Source organism: Halobacillus sp. ACCC02827 (genome assembly GCF_030291935.1).
Taxonomy (GTDB): Bacteria; Bacillota; Bacilli; order Bacillales; family Halobacillaceae; genus Halobacillus.
This window is the reverse complement of sequence record NZ_CP128168.1, coordinates 1409795-1434230: the sequence shown is the minus strand read 5'-3', so window position 1 is coordinate 1434230 and position 24436 is coordinate 1409795. Positions and strand designations below refer to the sequence as shown.

Sequence of the window (24436 nt, the reverse complement as noted above, 5' to 3'; positions counted from 1 at the left end):
TTTTCCGAAAATTATGGTAAAATCAGAGAGTAATTTTATTCCTTATGGAAAGCAGGCGAATCCATGAAAGCTCTTTTCTTTTTATACGACGGGTATGTCGATTGGGAAATCAGTCCACTTGCCTATATATTCAGCGAAACAGATGTCACGATTGAGACGGCCGGCCATACGGAAGAGATCAGACATTCGGGTCAGTTTGTCATCCGGGTAGACCACAACATAAATAATTGCGACGTGGATGATTATGACATGCTCGTGATCCCGGGTGGAGATCCGGAGCCTTTGATCGGCGATGATGCCTTAAGGACACTCATCCGATCGTTTCATGACAAGAACAAGCGAATTGCCGCCATCTGCGGGGCCTCTGCTCTGCTTGGCATGAGCGGAGTGCTCGAAGACAGAGAATATTCCACTTCCCTCGAGTCGGAGGAATTTCCGGATTACCTTCCCGAAGTAGGCAGAAGCAAAACGGACGTGACGGTAAGCGGGAATGTCATTACTGCGGAAGGGAATGCCTACATCGAATTTGCCGTCGCCGTCGCCAAAGAAGCAGGATTGTTCCGGGACCGGGAAGATGAACTCGAAACCGTGCTGTTCTTTAAAAACCAGCTTCGTGCTTGATCATCAGGAGGGAACATATGAAAGAGATAAGCATGGTGAAATTTACAGAGGGGGACTTCTCCGACTACTTCCGCCTTGTTTCTGATGTCCGTGTCATGGCTCAAATAACCGAGCGTGCCATACCAGAAGAAGAAGCCCGGAGCAACTTCGACAAACTGCTGAAGAGGAATGCCGACGGGACGTCGTTCGGTTCGTATAAAGTGTACGATTCGTCCGGCGGCTTTCTCGGACTTGCCCATTTAACCCGCAGCGTGGAAAAACAAGAAGAAGCGGAAATCGGTTATATGATCGTGCCGGATTGCTGGGGTCTCGGATACGGAAGTAGGATAGCCGGAAGGTTAATCACCATGGCAGAAAACCAAGGCCTCGATAGACTGACGGCCGTCATCGATCCGAAGAATACCGCTTCGAAAAGAATCTTAACGAAACAAGGTTTTGTTTCTGTTTATCAAGGGACGATTGACGGACTTCCCGGGGAAATCCTCCACAAAGAGCTGTTGTCCATCGATGATGTTTGACCGCGGGCAGCCTGCAGGAAGGGATCGATGATGCAGTCCCAAGCTTTAAACCATTCCTTTTCTTATGTTTGAAAGAAAAAGGAAGCATTAGGGTAATTCCCCTATGCTCCCTGGCAATAGCATAAAACGCCTCTCCAAAGAGAGGCGCACATCTAATCTCCGATCATTGTCCCCTGATGGAACGTCATCTGCCACTTCCCGTCTGTCCGTTTCCATACCGAGGTCCGCAGGGAGTGTTTGTCCGTTTTTTGGATGTATATACGAAAAGAGGTCATCGCGCTTTCCGGCGAAAGCGGCGTGCAGTGAAAATCATCAAGCTGGAAGCCGGGATCGTCTTCACCGGGGAGCCGCTTAAGAACGTGCTCTTTCCCGTACGCTTTTCCTGTGCTCGAAAATTCCAGGAAATCATCCGCCAGCAGCTCGTTTAGAGATGTGGCCGATTTCCGCACCTCTCCCTCCAGCAGTTTGGTTTCCAGCTGATACAAATGCTTTTCTAAAGCTGTTTCCATGTCCTTCCCCCTTTTCTCAGTCCTTATGGATGACAGCTGTCGAGAAAGGGACGCCGTTGTCGTAATTCAGAATGAGCTGATACGACCGCCCCTTGTTTTTGTCTCCTGCTTTCTTAAGGACCGCTTCATCGAATGCCAATGCTTCCTGCACGTCCGACTTTTGAAAAGTCGTTTGTACGACAAGCGCCTCCTGATCAGGCTGATATGTGATCGACTCAATATTCTCAGAAAAATCTTTTTGGAGAACGTCATCGATCACCTTCCCTACCTTCTCCTTCTCTTCCTGTGTCACTTCCCCTTCCCATTTGACAGGTGCCGGTTCCGCTTCGGATCCGGCGACGGCAAAATAGCCGAATAAGCTTAACCCAACGGCCGCAAGTAACCCGATGCCGATCCACACATACTTTTTCAAACAGATCCCCCTGCCTCTCCATTATCATTGGCTTTCTACCATCCTATGATATTGGTCGGTTGAAGATAATAGCTTTCGCCGAAATAATCAGTGCCGTCACCTTGAATTTACATAAAAATCCACTACTGTGATACTCTCAATATAACACAGCGTGAACGGAATGGGAGCAGATAAAAGCACCCCTGAACCAGGAGGCTGCCTGCTTCAGGGGTGCGCAGAGTTAAATAGCTTCATTCATCTTCTTCAACGTTTCATAAGAATAAGCGGCCACATCCGTATGTTCTGGAAGTGTCCCCGCCCATTCCATCAATTCCCACTCCGCCAGCTGGTGCGAGTGGTCCAAAAGATAGCGCGAGCGATCATACCTGCGATTCATAAACGCCTGCATGATCGTATGGACATCCTCATGCTCCTTGATCAACTCCGCTAAGACGACGGCATCCTCGACTGCGAGCGCTGCCCCTTGACCAAGATGAGGAGTCGTACAGTGAGCAGCATCTCCTATTAATAGGACAGACCCTTCATACCACGGACTTTGCAGCATATGATCAAAGATTGGACGGTAAACGACAGCATCAGGATCGGTAATCCATGGCTTGATGGCAGCCACTTGTCCACCGAAACCATCGATCCTGTCCAATAATAACTCATGAAGGCGATCTTCCGGCATTCTCGGATTCCCTGGTTCAGACGTCGTTAGTAACAGGTACATTTCCTGTTCCGACATCGGAACCAAGCCGGCTTTTGCCTTTTCACCATAATACAGGATACTCGTTTCCACACCTTCCAATCGAGGCAGTTTGTATCTCCATACAGCCTGACCGACGTAAGACTTTTCGATCGGTCCGAATAACAAGTCTCTCATTCTGGAATTCGCTCCGTCTGCGCCAATGACGAGATCATAGGTTTGTACAGTCCCGTCCGTAAGCTGTACGGATACCCCTTGCTCTATATGGTTGAAAGATTCAACTGTTGTCCCCATTCGCATTGTCGTGTCGTAAGACAATGCCTCTTCAAGAAGAAGATCATGGAGTTTTTTTCTGGAGATGACATTCAGACCGGGGTACCCTGCAATTTTAGGAGATTCCGGTTCTGCGAATCGGTTTCCTTCCGCATCGCAGTAGGCCATTCCTTCAAATGAATAACCTTCTTCCAGACACCGTTTCGCTACATTTAATTCATTTAACGCACGGAGTGCATTCGGCGGCTGGAAAATACCGACTCCATACACCTGCCAATCTTGTTTCACTTCGGCTATTTCTGTTTTTATCCCCAGTTTTCCGAGGGCGATGGCCGTCGACAGTCCACCGATGCCTCCGCCGACTATAAGAACACGCGTAATTGGTAATTGTGACATAGAATGACCTTCTTCCTACTAATCTTCGTTTGAACACCTTCTACATTGTATACTGGACCTCTTGTGGAAACATCCCGTTTTGTGACATAAACCCTATCAATCCTTGTCATTTGCCAGTTGTGCATATACCTTTTCCAATACGTTTATATCCACCTGTTCCTCATAATGGTACATCCGGCTACCGCTTTGCTGAACCTTCGGAGGTTGATGTGACCGGGCTTGTTTACGATATTGGTGGGGAGTTATATGGAAGGTAGTTTTGAACAGATTATGGAAAGTGGTCAGATTCGAGAAACCGGATTGGAGTGCAATATCTGTGATAGACCAATCCGACCCGATAAGCATGCGCAATGCATGTTCCAAGCGCACTCCCTTCAAATAGGACATGAATGATATCCCCATGTGCTTCCGAAAATATCTGGACACATAAGACCGGCTCAGCCCTTCCTGTTTCGCAAGATCTGCTAATGTAATCGGATAGGAAAAGTGGTCCTGGATATATTGAATCATACGGTTAAGACGTGAACGATCGTTTTTCTTTTTCCGGAAGCATACCCTATTCGATGACGTCCTGAAACCCTTCAATAATAGGTAGAGTATGTCCAAACATAAGGAATGAATCTTAATATGATCAAACGGTTTATTCTTATCAGCCAGAATCAACATTTCAATCATTCTCTTTCTTATTTTGTCCGCGCTCGTTACATCCCCTTCTGCTGAAAGGAACCGCATAAAACATTCCTTTGCAGCGTCCGGGTCTACAGATTCCAAGAATTTCACAGGTATCTGCATAATGATCAGGCGGTTATGTCCCCGTGCTTCTACTCCATGGATTTCATCAGCATTGACAACTACCAGGTCAAGCGCCTGCAAATCGTAGACATCCTTCTCGACGGTAAGACGCACGTTCCCATCCAACACCAATATTAGTTCCAGTCGATCATGCCAATGCATCGATATGTATTCCACGGAAGGCATAAGCATGAAAATTTGTGTTTCTCTTTCCATCATCACCTGCTCGTACGGGTACTCCATCTTACCCCTCCTAAACCTTTAAACCTCCATTATAAAAACATCCCGGCTTCTATGTAAGTAATATGTCCAAACAATCAGGAGGGCAGGAAAGGGGGGAACGAAAGCAGATCGGTACACGAATTCATTCTGAAAACAAAAAAAAGCAGGCTTTATACCTGCTTTTCATCCATAGAAACAAGATCCAGTGCCGGAGATTTCCTCGGTCTGACTTTTTGTTCATACCCATAGGCGAGCGTTAATAACGTAGCTTCATCGTAGGACCGTCCCAGAAGTTGGATGCCTACAGGAATGCCGTCCTGTGTGAAACCAGCTGGCATAGACAAGGATGGAAGACCGGTCTGAGAGGAAATGAGGGTGTTGGTAGGGAATATTTCTTTCATCCACTTGCCACTGTACAACTCATCTCTCGTCGGCGGTAGTACTTGGACATCCGGGAAAGCAAGCGCATCCAAATCATGAAGAGCGAGCACGTTCTCGATCTCTCGCCTGAAAACTTCCTGTAAGTGACGCTGCTTATAATACAGCGGATTTTCTTCAGGACGATCCGGCCCTGTCATGACCGCATGGAATAAATCAAGCAGCCGGTGATATTGACCTTTTTCATAAATCTCCTCCAAAGTAACTTCGCCTTTCGTCTCCAAAAATTGATTAATATCATATTTGGACTGAATATGATACAGTGCCGTTTCCATCGTATACTTCTCCAAATCAGGGATGGATACAGAATCAATCACTTCCGCTCCGTTTTCTTCCATAGCAGCAATGGCAGCGACTGCTACTTCGTTTACTGCCGCACAATCCGGGTTTCCTTCCGGCCCAAACGCTTCCCGTAATATTCCAATTCGGGCTCCGTTCAATCCTTCCGCCGATAGCTGCTCGGTGTAGGTACCTGCATCTTTTGTCTGAAGAACAGCAGTGGTGTAGGGATCTTTCGGATCATACCCGACCATTGTATCGAGCAGGATGGCGGCATCTTTTACCGTCCGCGTCATCGGCCCGGGTGTATCTTGGAAGTGGACCAGGGACGATAATCCATGACGGCTGATCAGTCCTGTCGTTACGCGTACACCGAATATATTATTGAAGGAAGCAGGAAGACGAATCGATCCCGCCGTGTCTTCCCCTATCGCTACCGCCCCGAAATTCGCGGCAACACCGGCGGCACTGCCGCTGCTCGACCCACCCGCATCCCTGTCCAGTGCATACGGGTTCTTCGTTTCACCGCCGGAGGAAGAACAAGCGAAGAAGGAAGCGGCGAAATCAGGCAGCAGGGTTTTCGCCAATACAATAGCCCCGTCCTGCTTCAGCTTCTTAATAATCTCGGCATCCTCATCAGGGATATGCTCATCGAACACTTCAGATCCATAGGTCGTGCGGATGCCTTTGGTATCAATCTGGTCTTTGACGAGAATGGGGATCCCGTGCAGCGGCCCCTTCAATTTACCGGCAGCGGCAAGGTAGGTGTCGAGTTCATCAGCTTCCTCCATCACCTTCATGTTCACGTCGACTATGGCGTTGATTTCCGGGCCGTTCTGGTCATAATCGTGAATTCGCTGCACATACATCTCGACAAGCTCCCTGCACGTCAATTCCTTGTTCATCATGGCTGTATGGATCGATGCAATCGTAGCTTCCTCGATTTGAAAACTCATATCCCATCTCCACCTTTTAATTTTATGGTTTGTCCTTCCGAAAGGCTTTCCATCAGACTTACTGAAATCGTTCCCACTATAGTGAACAGCGACTGAGATAACCACTTCCTTCCAATCGAATAAGAAGGTAAACTCTATCATACGATAATTTGTTATAATTTTCAAAATATTTTATACAAAAAAAAGACACCAGTGATCATTCCCTGCTGTCTCCATTCTTATCCTATTCATGTGTCTTTCCCAATCGAAAAGCCTTCGAACAACCTTCCGCCGTGCGGAACCATCGCTTCATCCACCAATTGAATGACTGATTCTTTTTCTCCATTCCGATAATAGCGGTCAAAGGCGTCACTAAATTGTCCAGCTATGGTTGGGTCATGTCTCTTAAGAGCCCGCAGCAGCCACTTGGAAGACCCGCTCCAGCACTTATTCGTCCGTAAAATAAAATCTCCCGTCCGCTCTGCCAGGGATCCGGCAATGAATATTCCTTCGTCCCTGGAGGAACACCCTATGAAGTCTTCCAGCAGATCGGTAATAAAATATCGCTTCTCCCTGATTACCGATTCACTCCACAGGTCCGGTCCTTCCAAGAGCACCTGCTTCGCTTCCTCCCGGATACGTTTTAGTTCAGGGGCATCCCGCACGATCCCCTTCCGAAACCATTTGCTGCAGGCTCGGCTGTCCTCCTTCCCTGTCGCTTTCGAAATAATTTTCATAAGAAAGGAAGCTGTGCACGAACACTTCCATCGGCCATCCGTATGCAAAGAAGGATGTGCGATAAGAGGCCTGTCTTTCCCGCTCAAACAGGACGATATCAAGGTCCGACGTCGCCGTCCCTTCCCCTCGGATGACACTCCCGGCAACGATCGCCGCATCACAGGCGGGGAACCTCTCGTCTATTATCCGTTTCACAGCCTCAAGCGGCTCCAATCTTTTAGACAAAGCCATTCCTATCTCTCCTCTACTTTTTATCCATCATGCCACAAGAATAGCGTACCCGCCATTCTTTTCCAATAGTTGTGACTTTTTTGTTACAAAATAACTTTTTACAACATTTTTTAACAATCAAACTATTGTTTCGACACTCTTATAAGGCTATCCTTTAATAAGATCTTACATAGTTTTATAGAAATGAGGGCTGCATGATGTTACCCATTGAAAGAAGGAAACAAATTTTAACATGGCTTGAGAAAGAAGAGTTTCTCCGAGTTTCAACGATCAGCCGCCGCCTTGATGTGTCGGAGATGACTGTCTATCGTGACTTGAAACCTCTTATCGAAGCAGAAGAAGTAAAGAAAGCGGCGAACGGTATTACACTCGCCGCTGGGGAGTCCAGCTCTTCTAACGGATGTCCCTACTGCCTGAAAGAAACAACCAGCAGACTTGCCTGTCAGATCATCAAGCGAAATCAGCAGATCGAGACGACCTGCTGTGTCCACTGCGCCCTGCTTCGTTACGAAGACTTGCAGGAAGAAGTGGTGCAGGTAATCGCCCGCGACTTCCTGCTCGACACGACGATCAGTGCCAAAACGGCGACGTTCCTGCTCCATTCAGATGCCGGCATTCACTGCTGCCACCCGCAGCCAATCATATTTGCTTCAAGGCATCAGGCGGAGAAGTTCCGCAAAGGCTTTGGCGGTGAACTCCACACGTTTGACAGTGCGAAAACAACGATCATTAAAGAAATGAACGGAGATTGCTGCTCCGACAGAAAGTAAGGAAGGGGTACGACATGCAAGCATTACACAAAGAAGAAAACGCTCCACCGAAGAAGAAAACCAATCCATTATATAAAACCGTATGGCGCTGGCACTTCTATGCCGGTATGATTTTCGCACCTTTCCTCATCATTCTGGCGTTCACGGGTGCTATTTATTTGTTCAAACCGCAGATAGAAGCTGTGCTGTATCAAGATTATTATGATGTAACGCCGCAGGGAGAGAAGATGGCTGCATCCGAGCAGGTCGAACTGGTCAAAGACAGCTATCCGAATGCGACCGTCACGTCCTACCGCCCAGGGGAAGACCCTGGGCGTTCCAGTGAAGTGAATATCTCCACCGAAAACGGGACCACAACCGTTTTCCTCAATCCCTACACAGGAGAATCACTTGGAACCTTGGACAGTGATGACCGAATCATGGATAAGATTGAAGAATTCCACGGAGAACTGATGGCGGGTACGACCGGAGACCGGATTGTGGAACTGGCGGCATGCTGGGCAGTCGTCCTGCTAGTGACCGGTCTGTATCTGTGGTTTCCCAAGAAGAAAAAGAATCTTCGGGGAACGTTGATTCCGAGATTTACGAAAAAGAGAAAAATCGTCCGCAGGGATTTGCACGCGATTCCAGCCTTCTGGATAGCTGCCGGCATGCTCTTCTTGATTATGACAGGTCTTCCCTGGTCCGGCTTTTGGGGAACGAACTTCCAAAATGCTGCGACAAATACAGGAGAAGGCTATCCACCATCGATATGGACAGGCAGCGCACCAACTTCTGATGTGGAGACACAGGATATTGCGGACGTCCCATGGGCGGCCGAGACGCTTCCTGTACCGGAATCCGATGGGAATGGCCTGACACCGGTATCGATCGATGACGTCGTCTCGACGGCGGATCAGCTCGGGGTACACCCTAGCTATACAGCCTATTTCCCGGCAGACCAATCGGGCGTCTTCACTCTTTCTGCCTTTCCTCCGAAAGCGCAGGACGAAGCGACCGTACACATCGATCAATATTCCGGTGCTGTGATCGCTGATTATCAATACGAAAATTACGGCTGGATCGGAAAAGTTGTCGCCTGGGGGATCACCCTGCATAAAGGCACGCAATTCGGTATCATCAATCAAGTGATCAGCCTCTTGATTTGTCTGGGAATCATCTTTGTAGCCGTTACGGGTTTTTACTTGTGGTGGAAACGAAAGCCAAAAGAAGGGCTCGGTGCCCCGAAAGCCCCGCCGGCGAAGACGATGAGAGGTTTTGTGATCGTACTCATCGCACTCGGCATCCTTTTCCCACTCGTCGGATTGACGCTCGTAATCGTCTGGCTTGTCGACTGGCTCGTCATTCAACGAGTGCCGCGCTTGAAACGATTCTTACATGCCTAGTCACGAAGAGAAGGAGGCGATGTTGATGAAGAAAACAATAATAATGGTACTACTAATCTTCCCAACCGTTCTCACGGGATGTTCCCTTAAGGAAGATGCAGCGTCGCTGTATAAGACGGAAACTCCATTGGCAGCCGATATACACCTGCCGAATTCTATACAGCCGGATGAGGAAGAAGCAATAACGATTGATTTGACGCAGAACGGCAGGCCGGCAGCAGATCCGGACTACGTCCATTACGAAATCTGGAAAGACGACGGGTCGGTTTCCTACCCAATGAAAGAGGCCCGGCGTGTGGAAGCAGGTGTCTATTCTATTGATATGACTTTCAAATCAGACGGCCTGTACCATATCAAGCTCCACGCCGAAAGTGACGGGTCGACGATTGTCCCGCAGAAGCAGTTCGTCGTAGGGGAATTGACCGAAGAAGACAGACAGTCCTTAGAAGACGGTTCTTCGAAAGAACCAAGCTCCTCCGGTCATCACCATTAATAAAAAGAGACATGGCTTTATGATAGGGAGCCGTGTCTCTTTTTTCGTACCTCCCCCTGACCTTTTTCTGAAACGAAATCGTTCCCCGTTCGTATATAGGTGAGACGTCCGTTTATGAAAAAGGAGGCAGGACATGTTCGAGGTACGTGTGAAACATACAGGAAGCACGATCAAAATCCGCTGGCAGTTTTTCAAGGTGGACATACCTGCTGAAGACATTCTTGACATCTATCAGGATGAAACGTACGGCGGAGGACCCGCCGACGCGGTGCGCATCGGTTTCCCATCTGCCACGACAGATAGAATCGTTATGAAGACGACAAAGGAAACCTACATCCTGTTTACGACATCCCCCGCGACCATCTTGGCAACTCTAAGGAAATAAGATTACGAAAAAAGGAAGGGCTCTCCGCCCTTCCCTTTATTTTTCCTGTTGATGGATCAATCGTGTCAGTTCCTTGAACTTAGCGTCCAGTTCCTGATACGCATCATCACCCGGCAGGAGGAAGCTCAATTTCCCGAGCACTTCCTGCCGTTCCGTTTCCAGACGCATCCGCATCGCTTCTGATTCCTCCACGGGTTTTACCCTGGTTCCCTTTCTGATCTTACGGCCTGCCAACGACCATGTTGTGTCAGTCGTCTTCTCCATGAAATAGCGGTCGTGGGATACGACGACCAGCGTCCCTTCATAAAGAGCGAGCGTCTTCTCCAGCTGTTCTCTGGAGGGGAGGTCCAGGTGGTTCGTCGGTTCATCAAGGATGAGCACATCTTTCCCATCCAGTAAGTGAACCATCAGTTTGCACTTTACACGCTCCCCCATACTCATATCCTTGAACTTCTCTTTCCACTGATCATCCGTGAAGCCCAATTGATCCATCAACGTCCGCACTTTCCCTCTCGCTTCAAACGATTCCTGATAAAAGTAGCGGGCGGGAGTTTCGTCCAATGGTAAATCGAAAACCTGCTGGGTAAGAACACCGACGTTGGCAGCCGGCGAAATCCACACGTCTCCTTCTGCTGTCTCCCTGCCAAGGATGATGTTCAACAGTGTCGTCTTCCCGCTGCCATTTGGCCCTGCGAGCCCGATTTTTTCCCCGTGCTGAATGGTAAAGTGGACATCCTCAAACAATATCCGGTCACCGAACCGCTTCGTCAACCCTTTCGCTTCCACGAAACGTCTGCCCGTTTTATCTTTCGTCTTTAAGGAGAATCGGATGTCTTTCTCCTCCTCCAACCGGTCGATCGTATGCTTATCCAGTTCTTTCTCCAAACGCTTCTGTTTCGATTTCACCTGTTTATCCGTCCGCTTGGCCTTTTTCCGGTAGTACTCTTTGTAGCCTTCCTTCTTTGTGGAGGCATCGTGCGCTTTCTTCGACCACGATGCCAGTTCCTTCATCTGGCCTTCGATCTGCTCGACCATCTTCTGTTGTTTCGCGACCGCCCGCTGCTCCGTCCGTTTCCGCTGTTCCCGGACCTCCATGTACGCCGAATAGTTCCCGACGTTCTCGACAATCCCTTTGTTCTCGATCGACCAGATTTTCGAAACAGCTTCATCGAGAAAACGACGGTCGTGGGAAACAAGCAGAATCGTGCCCTTGTAGCGCTTCACTTCCTGAAGGAGCGCTTCCATACCGGCTTCATCCAAGTGATTTGTCGGCTCATCCAACAAGAGCAGATCAGATCCTTGAGCGAAAGCCCGGGCCAGTCGCGCTTTCAACTTTTCTCCGCCGCTGAGAGAAGTGAACGTACCGTCTGGAACCTGCCACTTATTACGCAGCCGCTTCTCCTCCGGCAGCTTTGGTTCCGTTGGAAAAGTCTCCACCTCTTGTTCAAGCAGCCTCACGGAACGGCCTAGGATTTCTATCCGCCCTCTGCCTGGATTCAAACATCCCGAAATCAAGCGGAGCAGCGTCGACTTCCCGCAGCCGTTCGGCCCGATGATGCCGATGACGTCTCCCTTATGACAGGTCGCAGCCGCTCCCTTCAAAATCACTTTCTCATTCGTTGCCGCATCGACGTCCCTTATTCTCACGTGTTCGTTCATAAACATCCGATCCTCTCTTTTCCAGGAGAACAAAAAATCCTCCCAGATTCCTGGAAGGATTAGCCGCACGAAAACAACAACAAACAAAGCCTTCCCGTGGGAACAGCTCCTGTCGCTATGGAAAATGGGCAGACTAATCCTAGATTCGTAAGCATGAAATGTTTCGATTTCAGACTTTGGAACATAAGATTAGTTTTTCATCGGCCACCCATCATCCCTTCTTCATAAGTTAGAACCACTATAGCACAGCCGTCATTTCATGTAAAAGCTTTCCTCCAAAACCATTCCCATGTTTCAGGAAGTACACAGCGGGTACAAGTACTCTGCAACCACTTTTATCATAAGGAGTGTTCGAAATGGCAGATAACAAAGGACTCAGCGATAAAGTGAAAGGTGCTGTCAACAAAGTCAAAGGGGAAGTGAAAGACCAGGTAGGTAATGCCAAAGACGACCCGAAAATGCAGCGCGAAGGCAAGAAAGACAAAACGAAAGGCAGCATGCAGGAAGGCATCGGCAATATGAAAGACAACGAAAAACACAATCGATAACATAAAGACGGAAGAGGAATGCACGCCTCTTCCGTCTTTTTTTCTTACCCTGCGGCCTCTTCATTCGCGTTCTCTTCCATGTACATCACTTCCCAAAGGTGACCGTCAAGGTCCTGGAAGCTCCACCCGTACATGAACCCGTGATCAAATGGTTCATTCGATGGTTTCCCGCCGGCTTCCAGCGCTTTGTTCACGATGTCATCGACCTGTTTCCGCGAATCGGTGGAAACGGCGATGATCATTTCCGTCTGTTTCGCCGTGTCTGCCCGCTCCTTATTCGTGAACGTATCAAACATGTCGTTAACCAACAGCATGAGAAACGTCCGTTCGTTGATAATCAGACAGGCTGCTTTGTCGTCCGTATAATCGGTATGAAAGTCAAACCCCAATTCCTTGAAGAAACGCATGGATTTATCCAGATCTTTGACAGGTAGATTCAGATACGTCTGTTTAGCCTGTAAAGCCATCTTTAATCCCTCCATTACAAAGGATGATTCTTACCAGCTGACAAAACGACCTCCCCTCCGCACACAGGATATACGTTCTTGTTTCTCTAAGTATCGATGCAATTCCTGCCCGATCTTGTAGAATTTTGTTCCCTTACTCCATTCCTCTGCTGTCTTCACAGCCGCTCTCGTGCTTTATTTCTTGTTTATTTCGTTTCTCCTTCCAAGCATCGTCACGTACGAGAAGGGAAAGGAAAAGGATATCACCGGCTGACGAAAAAAAAGGCTGTCCGCATAGACAGCCTTTAATTCTTACATCCACCTTCCTCTTTCACGCCTCAATCGTCTTCCGTCACGCGATTTAACAGGTCATATCCAATGATTTGTACAAATACAAAACCAAGCACAATTAGAAACAGCAGGAAGCGGAAGTACCCCGGAGAGTCCCCGTGGGAAGCCTCCACCATCACCGGTTCTGCGATGAAAGGAACGACGAGGCTGTAGATGATACTGACTCCGAGAAACAGATACTTATTCGACCGCTTCGTAATGATCGAACGTTCCGCTGCATTAGCTGTGATGATGGCAAATAAAGCGATGGCTATATGAACACCGGTCATGACGTTCATACCGGCAGACATTCCGAGATACATAACAAACAAAACGTACATTCATCCTATCTTTAAACAAATATTAGAACAGCTGTTCCAGATCCTTAAATGCTTCGATCTTCTTATCATATCCTTCGACTTCACCGAAACCATAGGCCGCGTACACAAACGGGATGCCGGCATCCGACGCCGCCTTCTCATCCCCGTTCGTATCCCCCACGTACACCGGGGCATCAAGGTTGTTGCGGTCGATCACCAGCTTGATATTTTCGCCTTTTGACAACCCCGTCCGGCCCGGATTTTCATAATCTTTAAAGTAGCGTTCGAGTTTGTGATATTCATAGAAGGACTCGATGTAGCCGTCCTGGCAGTTGCTGACAATAAACAGATCATAGGTATCAGAAAGCCGATCCAACACTTCTTCCACCTGTGGAAAAAGGGCTCCCCCCTGCTTCCGGATCTGCTCTTCTTCAAGCTCGAAGCAGCGGTCCATGATGTCCAGACGATCGGCTTCCTTAAGCTCCGGCATAAGTTTTGCACTCATTTCCTTCACCTGAAGTCCCATAACCCCTTCCAGGTCGGCACGGGTGAATGTCGTATCGATCCTGTCGTCCTGCTCCAGTGCTTTGTTCCAAGCATCGAGCACCGTATCAATCGGATCCCAAATGGTTCCGTCCAAGTCAAAAATAATGCTGTCCATATATACTGCCTCCTGTCTATCCTCTTTCTCTTTTTAATGTATCACAGAAAAAAGGTACGACACAAAAAAAGCCGGAGTGATCCGGCTTTTTTCTATAGACTTACTTTTTCTGTTCCATAACGGCGAAATACTGTCCTTCGTCATCTGCAAAGTTGAACACGCGGCCGCCGGGCATGTCGACTACATCCCCGACCGTTACACCACGCTTCTGCATCGTTCCGTACAGGTGATCAAGGTCGTCCGTGAAGAACATCAGCGACGGGGTACCGAGATTCATCTCCGGATCCATCTTTTGGACAAAGGCTTTGTCATGAAGAACGATGCTTGTTTCCGAAGTTTCTTCCGGCGCCAACTCGATCCAGCGCATCCCGCTTTCCTTTTTCCTCCGAACGTACGTGAAACCCCAGCTTCTCTTTCCAAAAATCGACAGCCCTATCCTGATTCTCCACATACACCATCACCTGTCCGAGCTTTTGGAACATAAGAACGCCTCCCTGATTAAATAGTTGATATTGATTCTATTCGACAAGAAAGCCGTTTCCCCTTCCTTAGGATCATCTATCCTCGATGACAATATAGGAGGCTTTCACGGGACCGTGGATACCGCAACGCATTACCTGATCATCCTCCGACAAAAAGACCGCCCCGACAGGACGATCCTTTTCCTTTTTACCCCTTCCCGGCACGGAAAGATGGATAGAGCTTCATTCCCCCGTCAACAAACAGCGTCGTTCCTGTAACGTAGCCTGCCTGCTCGGAAGCGAGGAACGCAGCGATGGAAGCGACCTGCTCCGGCTCACCGATCTCCTTCATCGGAATCATGGAAAGGACCTCCTGCTTTGCTTCCTCATCGGCGAACTTCTCTGCATTGATCGGTGTATTAATGGCACCGGGACCGATATTGTTGACGCGGATTCCTTTCGCTGCATACTCAAGGGCGAGCGTCTGGGTGAGCATCTTGATGCCGCCTTTACTGGATGCATAATGAACGAAATGCGGCCACGGAATCACTTCATGGACGCTCGACATATTGATGACACAGCCCTTGATGCCGTGTTCGAGCATATAAGCGATCGCCTTTGTGGAACCAAGGAAGGTGCCGGACAGATTGACCGATATCACCTTTTCGTAATCGGCAAGCGACATCGTGTGGGACTCGATTTCCTTCTGGATACCGGCATTGTTCATCATGACATCCAGCGTCCCGAAACGGTCATGGGCGGCCTCAATCAACCCAGCGACATCCGCTTCCTTGGAAACGTCCCCTTGGACAGCGGCTGCGTCTCCGCCTGCATGTTTGATCGCGGTGACGACCTCCTCCGCTTCGTCCGGATTATTCAAGTAATTGACGATGACGTTCATTTTCTCTTGTCCGAACCGGACAGCAATCGCTTTGCCGAGTCCGGATGACGCACCTGTGACAACGGCTACTTTTCCCTGCAAATCTTCATACATGGATGACACCCTCCTATTTTTTCGTGAAGCCGAGCATGACTCCACCGATAATGATCAGCACACAGCCGACGATGACGAAGACGATCTGGCGCTTCGTTTTCTTCTCTCCGAGGAGGAAGATACCGCCGAGGGTTGAAATGATGATCCCTGTCTGGGACAAGGAAAAGCTCGTCGCCGTCCCGACGCGCGGAATCGAAAGCAGCAGGGCCAGGTTTCCTGTCGCCCACATCAGGCCTGGAATGAAGTTCCTTATCGTATATTTGCTGTACGGTTTTTCTTTAATACTTAAAAGCACCGCGCCGATCACCATACCGACCGCCTGTGGAAGCAGGGCGGTCCATCCGTCGATGGAGAACCAACGGATGATGACGACGTAGCCGACATAGCCGACGGTCGAAATAAGCAGGATCGGGACTCCTTTGGCAAGCGGGCTCTTTCCACCATCATCGTTCTCTTCTTTCTGCTGGTAGGAAGTGAAAACGACACCGATAATGATCAGAACGAGTGCCGATATGCCGATAATCAACTTCATCGTCGTCGACCATTCCCCGAAGACGAGGACGCCGAACAGCGAGGTACCGACAAGTTGGAGACCTGTCGAAATCGGGAGCGTTTTTGATACGCCGAGATGGGTAACGGCTTTGAACTGATTCATCTGGCCAAGCGACCAAAGAAGACCGGATATAAAGCTGATAATGATGGCTGTTCCCGTATAGTCCGGAGAAATGAAGAAGAGCGCTCCGATCGCGAATACCAGCGCTCCGAACGTCGTTCCGACCACCTGTTCTTCAGGGCCTCCCCCAAGCTTGCTTGCAACAAGCAGAATACTTCCCCACATCAACGCAGGGATCAGAGCTATGATAATGTCCATGTCTTCACCGCCTTTTCCCTGTTATTCTCACACCTCGCTGCTTTTTTTATGCAGTTAGAAAAGGAAGAGCGGGAGATGGCGTGTCTGTTTTCAACAGACAGGAGACAGGTTCGATTCGAAAACTTTCATTACAATACCATGGGCGGACGGTGCGCTTATTCCGTCCGATTCGGTCTTCATCTATTCCCGCGTATAATGGGAAGCTCCCCGTTCCTTTCTATCCCGGGTTCTTCCGATAACAGCACTACCACGCTCTCCATGAATTCGACCGCTTTCTCCTCTTCCGAAAATACGTGACGGATCCAATCGCCTTCTTCCTTTAGAAGCAGCAAAATCTCCCGCGCCGCTTTCCGGTGAAGGGATGGTGTCATCCATTCATAAATGGCTTCGATGCGGAAACGCTTATCCTCCGGCAGATGTTTCGGTAATGCCTTCAATCCTAGCACGGAACGATCCGGTTCATATTTATAAAGCAGCACGTTCGCAAGGTTTCTCATGACGTGCCGGAGCATTTCCACCGCCCATACGGCACTGCCTCGCGCGGCTGCTTTCCAATATTGAAATAAGAACCAGGACACATCCAGCATATGTTCCGTTAAAGCGGTTTTGGTAAGCGTCAACTTCCCTTCCGTTCGAAATGGATCCATGATACCATCCGGGTCGTATAAGACCGTGAAGTAATCCTTATTCTGAAACGTCGCTTCTGTGACGGTAAACAGGTCGATATGTAAATGATCCTCATAGACACCTATGATCTGCGGGGCGATGATGAAGATGTCGTCTGTGAAAATCAGTTCTTTATACGCCTTCAAATGGTCGATCCGCCTTTTCAAAAACGCTTGTTCCTCCTTTTCTTCGACCATGCAGTACAAATCAATATCCGAGTAGGCATCGTGATCGTTCCGCCCCATCGATCCTTTCAGAAAAATGCTCCGGACAGCCGGATCTTTTTTCAGACTTGCTGTGATATCCTGCACTGCTTCTTCCTGCCGCATCCGCGTTTCCCCCTTTAAAGATAAATATTACGACATTGTATCTTTTTTCCAATAAATAAGCAATAAAAAAAGCACCTTCTCAGTGGAGAAAAGGTGCAAGGACAATCAGGAAAATGGAAGTACTCACGAGTAACAAGGTAATCGGCCGCTTCAACTTCATCCGTCCCTTCCCCTGATAATAACCGGTGAACTGGAGTTTGTTCCGGTACAAGACGAAGTACAGGATAAGCATCGACAAGGATAAGGCTGTACCTCCCCGCGTCTCTGCCACGTCGATCCCGAAGCTCCGGAAGACTCCGTTCACGGCGGTAAACCCTATTCCGGCGATAAGGAAAAGCAGAATCAACAGCCGGATCATTTCCAGAAATACCGAAGTCGTTTTCATACGCTCCCCCCCTCCTCTTCCAATTATTACAAACAGCCATCCAGGAAGCAATAAAACCGACAGCTCTCTTCAGCTGTCGTTCTTCTTTGAGCGAGGACAACCTTCCTTTATGAACGGATGTACCTCCTTCCAAGACCTTCATTCTGCTAAAAAAAGGATTTTTATCGACCCATAAACGCCGATTCGTAAATCAGATCGGATGCAGCCGGACAAGATATTCCGCTCCCCCCGTATAATAAAATCTCCAAATGAAAAAGGCTGCTTAAGCAGCCCCTTGCCTCAAAGATCTTGTTTACAGAAATACCAGTCCACGCAATCATAATCCGGATCGTTCAAGCGTTCTTTCGCCGCCTTCGTCGTCTTCGGGGGAGAAGCGATGACCTGATCCCCCTGCTGCCAGTCCGCCGGTGTCGACACGCCGTGTTCATCCGTGACCTTCAGCGCTTCGACGAGCCGGACGATTTCCTGCATATTCCTCCCCGTTGTCAGCGGATAATAGATGACAGAGCGGACGATCTGATGATCATCGATGACAAAAACCGCCCGGGAGGTTTCGGTTCCATCACTTTCCGGCATGATCATTCCGAATTTCTGTGCCACCGACTGATCAAGATCCGCAATGACGGGAAATTCGATCGTCGTGTCGAAGTTCTTTTCTATATTCTGAATCCATGCGATGTGGGAGGAAACACTGTCGACGCTCAGCCCTAGAAGCTCTACTCCCTTGTCCCTTAGAGAACCATAAATCGATTGGAACGCGACGAATTCTGTCGTACACACCGGGGTAAAGTCAGAAGGATGGGAAAACAGGATCAACCATTTTCCGGCGAAGTCGCCTAAGGACAGCTCCCCGTGTGTCGTCTGCGCCTTGAAGTCTGGTGCTTTCTCGCCGATCCTCGGCAGGTGATACGTTTCTTCCTGCTCCAATTGTTCTCGTTCCATTTCTATTCCTCCTCCAGTAAGATAGTTCCGTCCGTTTGATAACGGATACATTTTGTAAATAACCGATTCACTTTATACCTAAACGGGTATATAGTATGAGTATACCTATAAATTTCCAATTCGTTAGGAGGACTATGTATGTATTTGAAGTATTTCTATGATCGCCATCTGGCCCAGGCTTCTTATATGGTCGGCTGCCAGGCTTCCGGGGAAGCTGCCATCATTGATCCATCCAGAAACATTAACGTATATTTGGAGACGGCACGCCGGGAGGGCTACACCCTGACGAAGGCGTTTGAAACCCATATCCATGCCGACTTCGTTTCCGGAGTGACGGAACTTGCACGAAGGACAGGAGCGACCATCTATCACTCCACGGAAGGAGCCGATAACGGCGGCTACGAGCTCCCTTCCTCGTTACCAACGCACGGATTAAAAGGTGGGGAAACCATCATTCTCGGGAATGTACAGATAAAAGCAATCCATACAGCGGGACATACGCCGGAGCACATGTCTTTTGAATTGACCGACGGTGCCGCAGCGGACAAGCCGATCGGTGTATTCACAGGCGACTTCGTATTCGTTGGTGATGTCGGCAGACCGGACTTACTTGAGAAGTCGGCCGGTGTCAAGAACTCGACGGAAAATGGAGCGAGGCAGATGTTCCGGTCCCTCAAAGCTTTCAAGAACTATGAAGACTATATTCAAATATGGCCGGGCCACGGAGCAGGGAGCGCCTGCGGGAAGTCGCTCGGAGCTGTGCCGACAAGCACCGTCGGATATGAGAAGTTATACAATCCTGCCTTCCAATTCGAAGAGGAAGAAGCATTCCTCTCCTTCCTCCTTGAAGGGCAGACGGAACCGCCCGCCTACTTTACGAAAATGAAACAAGTCAATCCGACCGGCATGACACCTCTGTCCGACGTGAACCCCGGCGTAGAAATGGAAAGAAAAGCGGAAGACATGGCAAGGCTCGCTGCGTCCAGGAGTGCGGTGGTCATCGACACACGGAACGCCTTCGATTATGCCAACCGCCACCTTCCCGGCACGATCAACCTGCCTTTCCCAGACGTTTTCGCTGAATGGATGGGAAGACTTGCCGATTATGAGAAAGACATCTACATCATCGCCGACCCTCCTCAATTTCAGGAAATCCGGAGCGTTCTTTCAAGTATGGGGATGGACCGCCTGAAAGGGCTGTTTTCCCTGTCTGCCCTTTCTAAAACCGAAGCACCCCGCTCCTATACGAACGAATTACCGAAGGAAGTGGCAAAAAGAGATATCCCGGTTCTGGACGTCCGCTACGACCACGAATGGAACGAAAGCCATATTCCAGGCGCCGAGCACGTTCCTCTTCCGCAGCTGCCGGAAACAGAACTGCACCTTCCCGGAAATAAAGTGGCCGTCCACTGCGCCTCGGGAAAACGATCTGCTGTTGCAGCGAGCATCCTCTTGAACAAAGGGTATGAAGTCATCAACGTTACAGGCGGCTTCCACCAATGGAAGAAGGAGAACCTGCCAGTCACTTGATCAAAAGGAAACGCCTGTCAAGGATGACCTGACAGGCGTTTCAGGGTGTCGAGAAACCCTTCGCTATGGACGGAAAGCATAACATTCCGATCAACCATTGAAAACTATAGACGATTGGAAGAAAACAAAAGAAAGACATTTGGACAAAGGGCGGAGGGGAATCGAGCAGACTCCTGTGGGAATAGTGGCACAGGTGAGACCCCGGAAGAGCAGAGCGATGAGAAGGCTCACCGGCCACCCCACGGAAAGCGCTCGATTCCACGGAGCCCGCTCACTCCTTATGAAAAGTGTTTCTTCAACAAGTTGAACGCCTGGCAGGAATGACCTGACAGGCGTTTTGCTGTGAATCCACTATACATTTGGATGATCCGCAAACCTCGGTTTACTGAAGAAGGCTGCGCTCAAAAGGAAAAACAACGAAACAATCAATCCCCACCCTGCCTGATCCACCGTCATCGACAACGGGATGGATAAAGCGGAAAGCATAAAACAAAGCTTCATCAACATCGGCTCACCTCCGGACACAAATGATGCGGTTGCTTAAAGTGTACCAGATTGGAAATGTTCTCCACAAGCAAACGCAAGGATAAAAACGATAGGCGCATGTGAAAAGGACACACCCGGTTGGATGTGTCCTTCCTCTTATGATTCGACGGGTGTGGAAAGAGACAGTTCCGCGCCGTTTGTTTCGATCACCTTCTGGTACCAGTAGAAGGACTTCTTCCGGCGCCTCTCCAGCGTCCCGCTTCCATCATCGTGTTTGTCGACATAAATATAGCCGTAACGCTTCGACATTTCCCCTGTCGATGCACTGACAAGATCGATACATCCCCAGCTCGTGTAACCCATCAAGTCGACACCGTCTTCGTTGACCGCCGCACGCATCGCTTCCACATGCTTCTTCAAGTAATCGATCCGGTAATCATCCTGAATCGATCCGTCCGCTTCGATTTCATCGTAGGCTCCAAGCCCGTTTTCTACGATGAACAACGGCACCTCATACCGTTCATACAATTTATTCAACGAGACACGCAGACCGATCGGGTCGATCTCCCATCCCCAGTCGCTCGCTTCGAGGAACGGATTCTTCACCCCGGAAAGTATGTTGCCGTGGACGTTATCCTCCGCAGACTTATGCTTTTTCTCCGTCCGCGACATATAGTAACTGAAGCCGATGTAATCGACCGTATGTTCCTTCAGCAGTTCGAGATCCCCTTCTTTGATATCTAGTTCAATGCCGTTCTGTTCGAAATAGCGTTTGACGAACGGCGAGTATTCCCCGCGTACCTGGACGTCGGCACAGTAATAGTTGAACAAACGCTCCTCCTGCAGGGCATGCAGCTGGTTTTCCGGATTGCTGTCAAACGCATACACCGGTGCGAAAATGATCATGCAGCCGATCTGCGCCTCCGGCATGATTTCACGACACGCCTTGACTGCAAGGCTTGAGGCGACAAACTGATGGTGGAAAGCCTGGAAGGTCGGCGTGAACTTGTCTTCTTCCTTTTCAATAGAAAATCCGAGACCCATAATCGGCATCATCAATCCACTGTTGATTTCATTGAACGTCATCCAGTACTTCACTTTGCCTTTGTACCGATTGAAGATCGCATGGACATAACGCTCGAAGAAGGTGACGACCTCCCGGCTCCGCCAGCCGCCGTACTCCTTGACGAGGTTGACCGGCATTTCATAGTGCGAAATGGTGACGACCGGCTCGATGCCGTGCTTATGGAGCTCATCAAACACGCGGTCATAGAACGCGAGTCCCGCTTCATTCGGCTCCTTCTCGTCCCCCTTCGGAAAAATTCTCGTCCAGGCGATGGACATCCGGAAGACCTTGAATCCCATTTCGGCAAAAAGAGCGATATCTTCTTTATACCGGTGGTAGAAATCGATGCCTTCATGGTTCGGATACGTGTACGTTTCTTTATCGATTTCAAAGTTGAACCCAGGCTCGGCTAAGATGGAAAGCCGCTTTTTTCCTCCGGGAAGAACATCAGCGATATTCAGACCCTTCTCTCCTTCTCCGAAGCCGCCCTCCATCTGATTGGCCGCTGTCGCTCCACCCCATAAGAAACCTTCTGGAAATGCTTGTGATTGTTTTGTCATTGTCTTTACCCCTTTATTATTTTTTACCGGCTTCCGCCGCATTTACATTTGGTATGTTGAGAGAAAAGGGACATCGCCCTCCTCTCTCCCGCCTCCTTTACGCCTGCATCAACGTATCCCCGGCCTGCAGCTGTGTCTGCTTCGTTGTCACAAGCTGATAGGGAAGCTGGTTCGTCACGACTACAGGCGTCGTGACAGCGAATCCTTCGGCCTTGATCGCCTCGATATCAAACTCGATCAGCACCTGTCCCTTTTCGACCCGGTCGCCCTGAGCGACACGGCTCGTGAAGTGCCGCCCGTTCAGCTTGACCGTATCCATTCCAATGTGAATGAGGATTTCCGCCCCGTCATCGGTTGTCAAACCGACCGCATGGTTCGTCGGGAACAGCGCCGATACATTCCCGGAGAATGGAGCGAACAGCTTTCCTTCCGTCGGCTCGATGGCGACACCGTTTCCAAGCGCTCCGGATGCAAAGGCTGCGTCTTTGATCGTCTCAAGAGGAAGGACGTCCCCGTGCAGCGGACTGGCAATAACTAAGTTCTCCACCTTCACTTCTGTCGTTTTCGCTTCCACTGCCCCCTGCTTCTCCGGGCCGTCCGCTTTCACTTGTTTATTGACACCACCGAACAGGTAAGTGAGCACGAATCCCAGTACGAATGCGGCAGCAACGGCGATGATGGATCCCCAAAATGCTAGATCCAAACCACCGGAAGGACTGATGAAGGACGGAATACCGAAGATACCAAGTCCGCCGATAATAAAGGTTTGAGAACCGAATACCCCAAGGAGCGCCCCCCCGAGGCCGGCTGCGATACAGCTGATGATGAACGGCCGTTTAAGCGGCAGAGTAATTCCATAGATCGCGGGCTCGGTGACACCGAAAATACCGGAGAGAAACGCTGGAAGACTGAGCGTCTTCATCTTCTGGTTTCTCGTCTTCAACCAGACACCTAGAACCGCACCGATCTGTGCGAAGGAAGCTGCGAACATCATGGCAAGCACCGGATCTGATCCGTTCACCGTGAGGTTGTTGATGGCGACAGGGACCAATCCCCAATGCAGGCCGAACATGACGAATACCTGCCATAATCCACCGATAAAGATTCCGGCGATAATCGGACTCAAGCTGTAAATACCGACGGAGGCGGCTCCTACAAGCTGCCCTGCCCATGTAGCAATCGGTCCGATGATCATGAACGTAAGCGGTACGACGATCAACAGCGTACAGAACGGAACTAAGAACATTTTCACGACATCCGGAATCACCTTTTTCAACCCTTTTTCCACACGTGAGCTGAAATAGGCAGCAAGAATGATCGGAATGACGGAAGAAGAATAGGTCATTAGGATGACTGGAATACCTAGAAAAGTGATATGAACCGGTGATTCAATCAACGTTCCGGCAAACAGCGTGTAGAGCGGGTCGCCTGCTGTCAGACCGGAAAGGGTCGGATAGACGAGAGAAGCACCGATGGCCATGCCGATAAACGGGGTGCCTCCGAATTTTTTACTGGCTGTATAGCCGAGGAAAATCGGCAGGAAGTAGAACAAACAGTCCCCGATGGCATTGAGGATCTGATAGGTCCCCCCGGCTTCATCGAGCCAGCCGAACGTGACGAATAGTGCATTGAAACCTTTGATCATACCGGTTGCAGCAAGCACACCGAGCACCGGGGTGAAAATACTTGCGATGATATCGATGAATCGGTTGAACAAGCTCTCCTTCTCCCGCGGTCCTTCTTGTTCGACGGCCGCCTGATCCGCGAAACCGCCGACTTCGACGACGGCCTTGTACACATCAGGAACCTGGTTGCCGATGACGACTTGATACTGACCACCGCTCTTCATGACGGTTACGACATCATCCATATCTTTCAGAACTTCTGTATTGGCTTTGCTTTCATCCTTCAACTTAAAGCGTAGACGGGTAATACAATGAACGACACTCAACACGTTTTCTCTACCGCCGACGTTAGCAATAATGTCTCTTGCCAGCTGTTCGTATTTCATCATCGATCCCTGCTTTCTGAGGTATTTTTTGCAAATAAAAAACCTGAACCGATTCGGAAAGCGCGCGCTTTTCCGAAGCAGATCAG

The 24436-nt window shown here is 49.4% G+C and carries 27 protein-coding genes and 1 pseudogene; 8 read left to right on the top strand and 20 right to left on the bottom strand.

The genetic code is table 11. The features are described 5' to 3' along the window. Positions 1-63 precede the first annotated feature (63 nt). Both QRD89_RS07675 and QRD89_RS07670 read left to right on the top strand, forming a co-directional pair. Positions 64-621 (top strand): DJ-1/PfpI family protein, encoded by a 558-nt coding sequence (locus QRD89_RS07675; protein WP_286096676.1) that lies wholly within the window; start codon positions 64-66, stop codon positions 619-621. Between the two features lie 17 nt (positions 622-638). Continuing rightward, on the top strand, positions 639-1139 hold the full coding sequence (locus QRD89_RS07670; protein WP_286096675.1) for a GNAT family N-acetyltransferase: 501 nt from the start codon (positions 639-641) through the stop codon (positions 1137-1139). 152 nt (positions 1140-1291) lie between these two features. Here the strand turns inward: QRD89_RS07670 and QRD89_RS07665 are convergent, their stop codons facing one another. The 7 genes from QRD89_RS07665 to QRD89_RS19235 all read right to left on the bottom strand — a co-directional run bounded on the left by QRD89_RS07665 (position 1292) and on the right by QRD89_RS19235 (position 7052). Next, entirely contained in the window at positions 1292-1648 is a 357-nt protein-coding gene (locus QRD89_RS07665) for a nuclear transport factor 2 family protein (protein WP_286096674.1), read from the bottom strand. A 16-nt stretch (positions 1649-1664) separates the two neighbouring features. Further along, complete coding sequence (locus QRD89_RS07660) at positions 1665-2060, bottom strand: hypothetical protein (RefSeq protein WP_286096673.1); 396 nt, start codon at positions 2058-2060, stop codon at positions 1665-1667. Positions 2061-2280: 220 nt separating this feature from the next. After that, entirely contained in the window at positions 2281-3417 is a 1137-nt protein-coding gene (locus QRD89_RS07655) for an FAD-dependent monooxygenase (RefSeq protein WP_286096672.1), read from the bottom strand. 96 nt (positions 3418-3513) lie between these two features. Beyond that, positions 3514-4452: an AraC family transcriptional regulator gene (locus tag QRD89_RS07650; RefSeq protein ID WP_286096671.1), complete on the bottom strand. Its 939-nt coding sequence runs from the start codon at positions 4450-4452 to the stop codon at positions 3514-3516. A 149-nt stretch (positions 4453-4601) separates the two neighbouring features. Next, the gene (locus QRD89_RS07645; RefSeq protein WP_286096670.1) at positions 4602-6104 is read right to left on the bottom strand and encodes an amidase; all 1503 of its coding nucleotides are present in this window, start codon (positions 6102-6104) and stop codon (positions 4602-4604) included. A gap of 227 nt (positions 6105-6331) precedes the next feature. Further along, on the bottom strand, positions 6332-6748 hold the full coding sequence (locus QRD89_RS19240) for a nucleotidyltransferase (protein WP_353477945.1): 417 nt from the start codon (positions 6746-6748) through the stop codon (positions 6332-6334). After that, a complete protein-coding gene (locus QRD89_RS19235) occupies positions 6732-7052 on the bottom strand; it encodes a nucleotidyltransferase domain-containing protein (protein WP_353477944.1) in 321 nt (106 codons plus the stop codon). Before QRD89_RS19235 ends, QRD89_RS19240 begins: the two co-directional genes overlap by 17 nt. Before the next feature lie 194 nt (positions 7053-7246). Between QRD89_RS19235 and QRD89_RS07635 the strand changes: the two genes are divergently transcribed. The 4 genes from QRD89_RS07635 to QRD89_RS07620 all read left to right on the top strand — a co-directional run bounded on the left by QRD89_RS07635 (position 7247) and on the right by QRD89_RS07620 (position 10085). Continuing rightward, entirely contained in the window at positions 7247-7822 is a 576-nt protein-coding gene (locus tag QRD89_RS07635; RefSeq protein WP_353477943.1) for a DeoR family transcriptional regulator, read from the top strand. 14 nt (positions 7823-7836) lie between these two features. Beyond that, complete coding sequence (locus tag QRD89_RS07630) at positions 7837-9207, top strand: PepSY-associated TM helix domain-containing protein (protein ID WP_286096669.1); 1371 nt, start codon at positions 7837-7839, stop codon at positions 9205-9207. Between the two features lie 25 nt (positions 9208-9232). Next, a complete protein-coding gene (locus QRD89_RS07625) occupies positions 9233-9700 on the top strand; it encodes a FixH family protein (protein WP_286096668.1) in 468 nt (155 codons plus the stop codon). Positions 9701-9833: 133 nt separating this feature from the next. Then, positions 9834-10085 (top strand): SunI/YnzG family protein, encoded by a 252-nt coding sequence (locus QRD89_RS07620; RefSeq protein ID WP_062513214.1) that lies wholly within the window; start codon positions 9834-9836, stop codon positions 10083-10085. 36 nt (positions 10086-10121) lie between these two features. On the opposite strand, the gene abc-f is transcribed toward QRD89_RS07620, so the two are convergent. Further along, entirely contained in the window at positions 10122-11744 is a 1623-nt protein-coding gene (abc-f, locus tag QRD89_RS07615) for a ribosomal protection-like ABC-F family protein (protein WP_286096866.1), read from the bottom strand. A gap of 356 nt (positions 11745-12100) precedes the next feature. On the opposite strand from abc-f, the gene QRD89_RS07610 reads away from it, so the two are divergent. Then, positions 12101-12292, top strand: a complete 192-nt coding sequence (locus tag QRD89_RS07610) for a CsbD family protein (protein WP_008639437.1) — start codon at positions 12101-12103, stop codon at positions 12290-12292. Positions 12293-12336: 44 nt separating this feature from the next. On the opposite strand, the gene QRD89_RS07605 is transcribed toward QRD89_RS07610, so the two are convergent. The 9 genes and pseudogenes from QRD89_RS07605 to QRD89_RS07565 form a co-directional block, all read right to left on the bottom strand. After that, positions 12337-12759, bottom strand: coding sequence for a VOC family protein (locus QRD89_RS07605; RefSeq protein ID WP_008639436.1), 423 nt, complete (start codon positions 12757-12759; stop codon positions 12337-12339). 317 nt (positions 12760-13076) lie between these two features. Next, positions 13077-13400 (bottom strand): hypothetical protein, encoded by a 324-nt coding sequence (locus QRD89_RS07600; protein WP_026577594.1) that lies wholly within the window; start codon positions 13398-13400, stop codon positions 13077-13079. Positions 13401-13431: 31 nt separating this feature from the next. Beyond that, the gene (locus tag QRD89_RS07595) at positions 13432-14049 is read right to left on the bottom strand and encodes an HAD family hydrolase (protein WP_026577595.1); all 618 of its coding nucleotides are present in this window, start codon (positions 14047-14049) and stop codon (positions 13432-13434) included. Between the two features lie 100 nt (positions 14050-14149). Then, a pseudogene (locus QRD89_RS07590) lies at positions 14150-14531 on the bottom strand (VOC family protein). A gap of 187 nt (positions 14532-14718) precedes the next feature. Beyond that, a complete protein-coding gene (locus tag QRD89_RS07585) occupies positions 14719-15504 on the bottom strand; it encodes a glucose-1-dehydrogenase (protein ID WP_286096667.1) in 786 nt (261 codons plus the stop codon). 13 nt (positions 15505-15517) lie between these two features. Next, positions 15518-16375 (bottom strand): GRP family sugar transporter, encoded by an 858-nt coding sequence (locus QRD89_RS07580; RefSeq protein WP_008639431.1) that lies wholly within the window; start codon positions 16373-16375, stop codon positions 15518-15520. Positions 16376-16551: 176 nt separating this feature from the next. Then, entirely contained in the window at positions 16552-17370 is an 819-nt protein-coding gene (locus QRD89_RS07575; RefSeq protein ID WP_286096666.1) for an aminoglycoside 6-adenylyltransferase, read from the bottom strand. 79 nt (positions 17371-17449) lie between these two features. After that, on the bottom strand, positions 17450-17755 hold the full coding sequence (locus QRD89_RS07570; RefSeq protein WP_286096665.1) for a hypothetical protein: 306 nt from the start codon (positions 17753-17755) through the stop codon (positions 17450-17452). 279 nt (positions 17756-18034) lie between these two features. Then, positions 18035-18697, bottom strand: coding sequence for a peroxiredoxin (locus QRD89_RS07565; protein WP_286096664.1), 663 nt, complete (start codon positions 18695-18697; stop codon positions 18035-18037). Between the two features lie 138 nt (positions 18698-18835). On the opposite strand from QRD89_RS07565, the gene QRD89_RS07560 reads away from it, so the two are divergent. Continuing rightward, positions 18836-20227 (top strand): MBL fold metallo-hydrolase, encoded by a 1392-nt coding sequence (locus QRD89_RS07560; RefSeq protein ID WP_286096663.1) that lies wholly within the window; start codon positions 18836-18838, stop codon positions 20225-20227. Between the two features lie 351 nt (positions 20228-20578). Here the strand turns inward: QRD89_RS07560 and QRD89_RS07555 are convergent, their stop codons facing one another. The 3 genes from QRD89_RS07555 to QRD89_RS07545 all read right to left on the bottom strand — a co-directional run bounded on the left by QRD89_RS07555 (position 20579) and on the right by QRD89_RS07545 (position 24350). After that, positions 20579-20734, bottom strand: coding sequence for a hypothetical protein (locus QRD89_RS07555; protein WP_008639424.1), 156 nt, complete (start codon positions 20732-20734; stop codon positions 20579-20581). Between the two features lie 135 nt (positions 20735-20869). Further along, complete coding sequence (locus QRD89_RS07550) at positions 20870-22339, bottom strand: glycoside hydrolase family 1 protein (RefSeq protein ID WP_286096662.1); 1470 nt, start codon at positions 22337-22339, stop codon at positions 20870-20872. Positions 22340-22436: 97 nt separating this feature from the next. Further along, complete coding sequence (locus tag QRD89_RS07545) at positions 22437-24350, bottom strand: beta-glucoside-specific PTS transporter subunit IIABC (protein WP_286096865.1); 1914 nt, start codon at positions 24348-24350, stop codon at positions 22437-22439. Between the last annotated feature and the right edge of the window lie 86 nt (positions 24351-24436).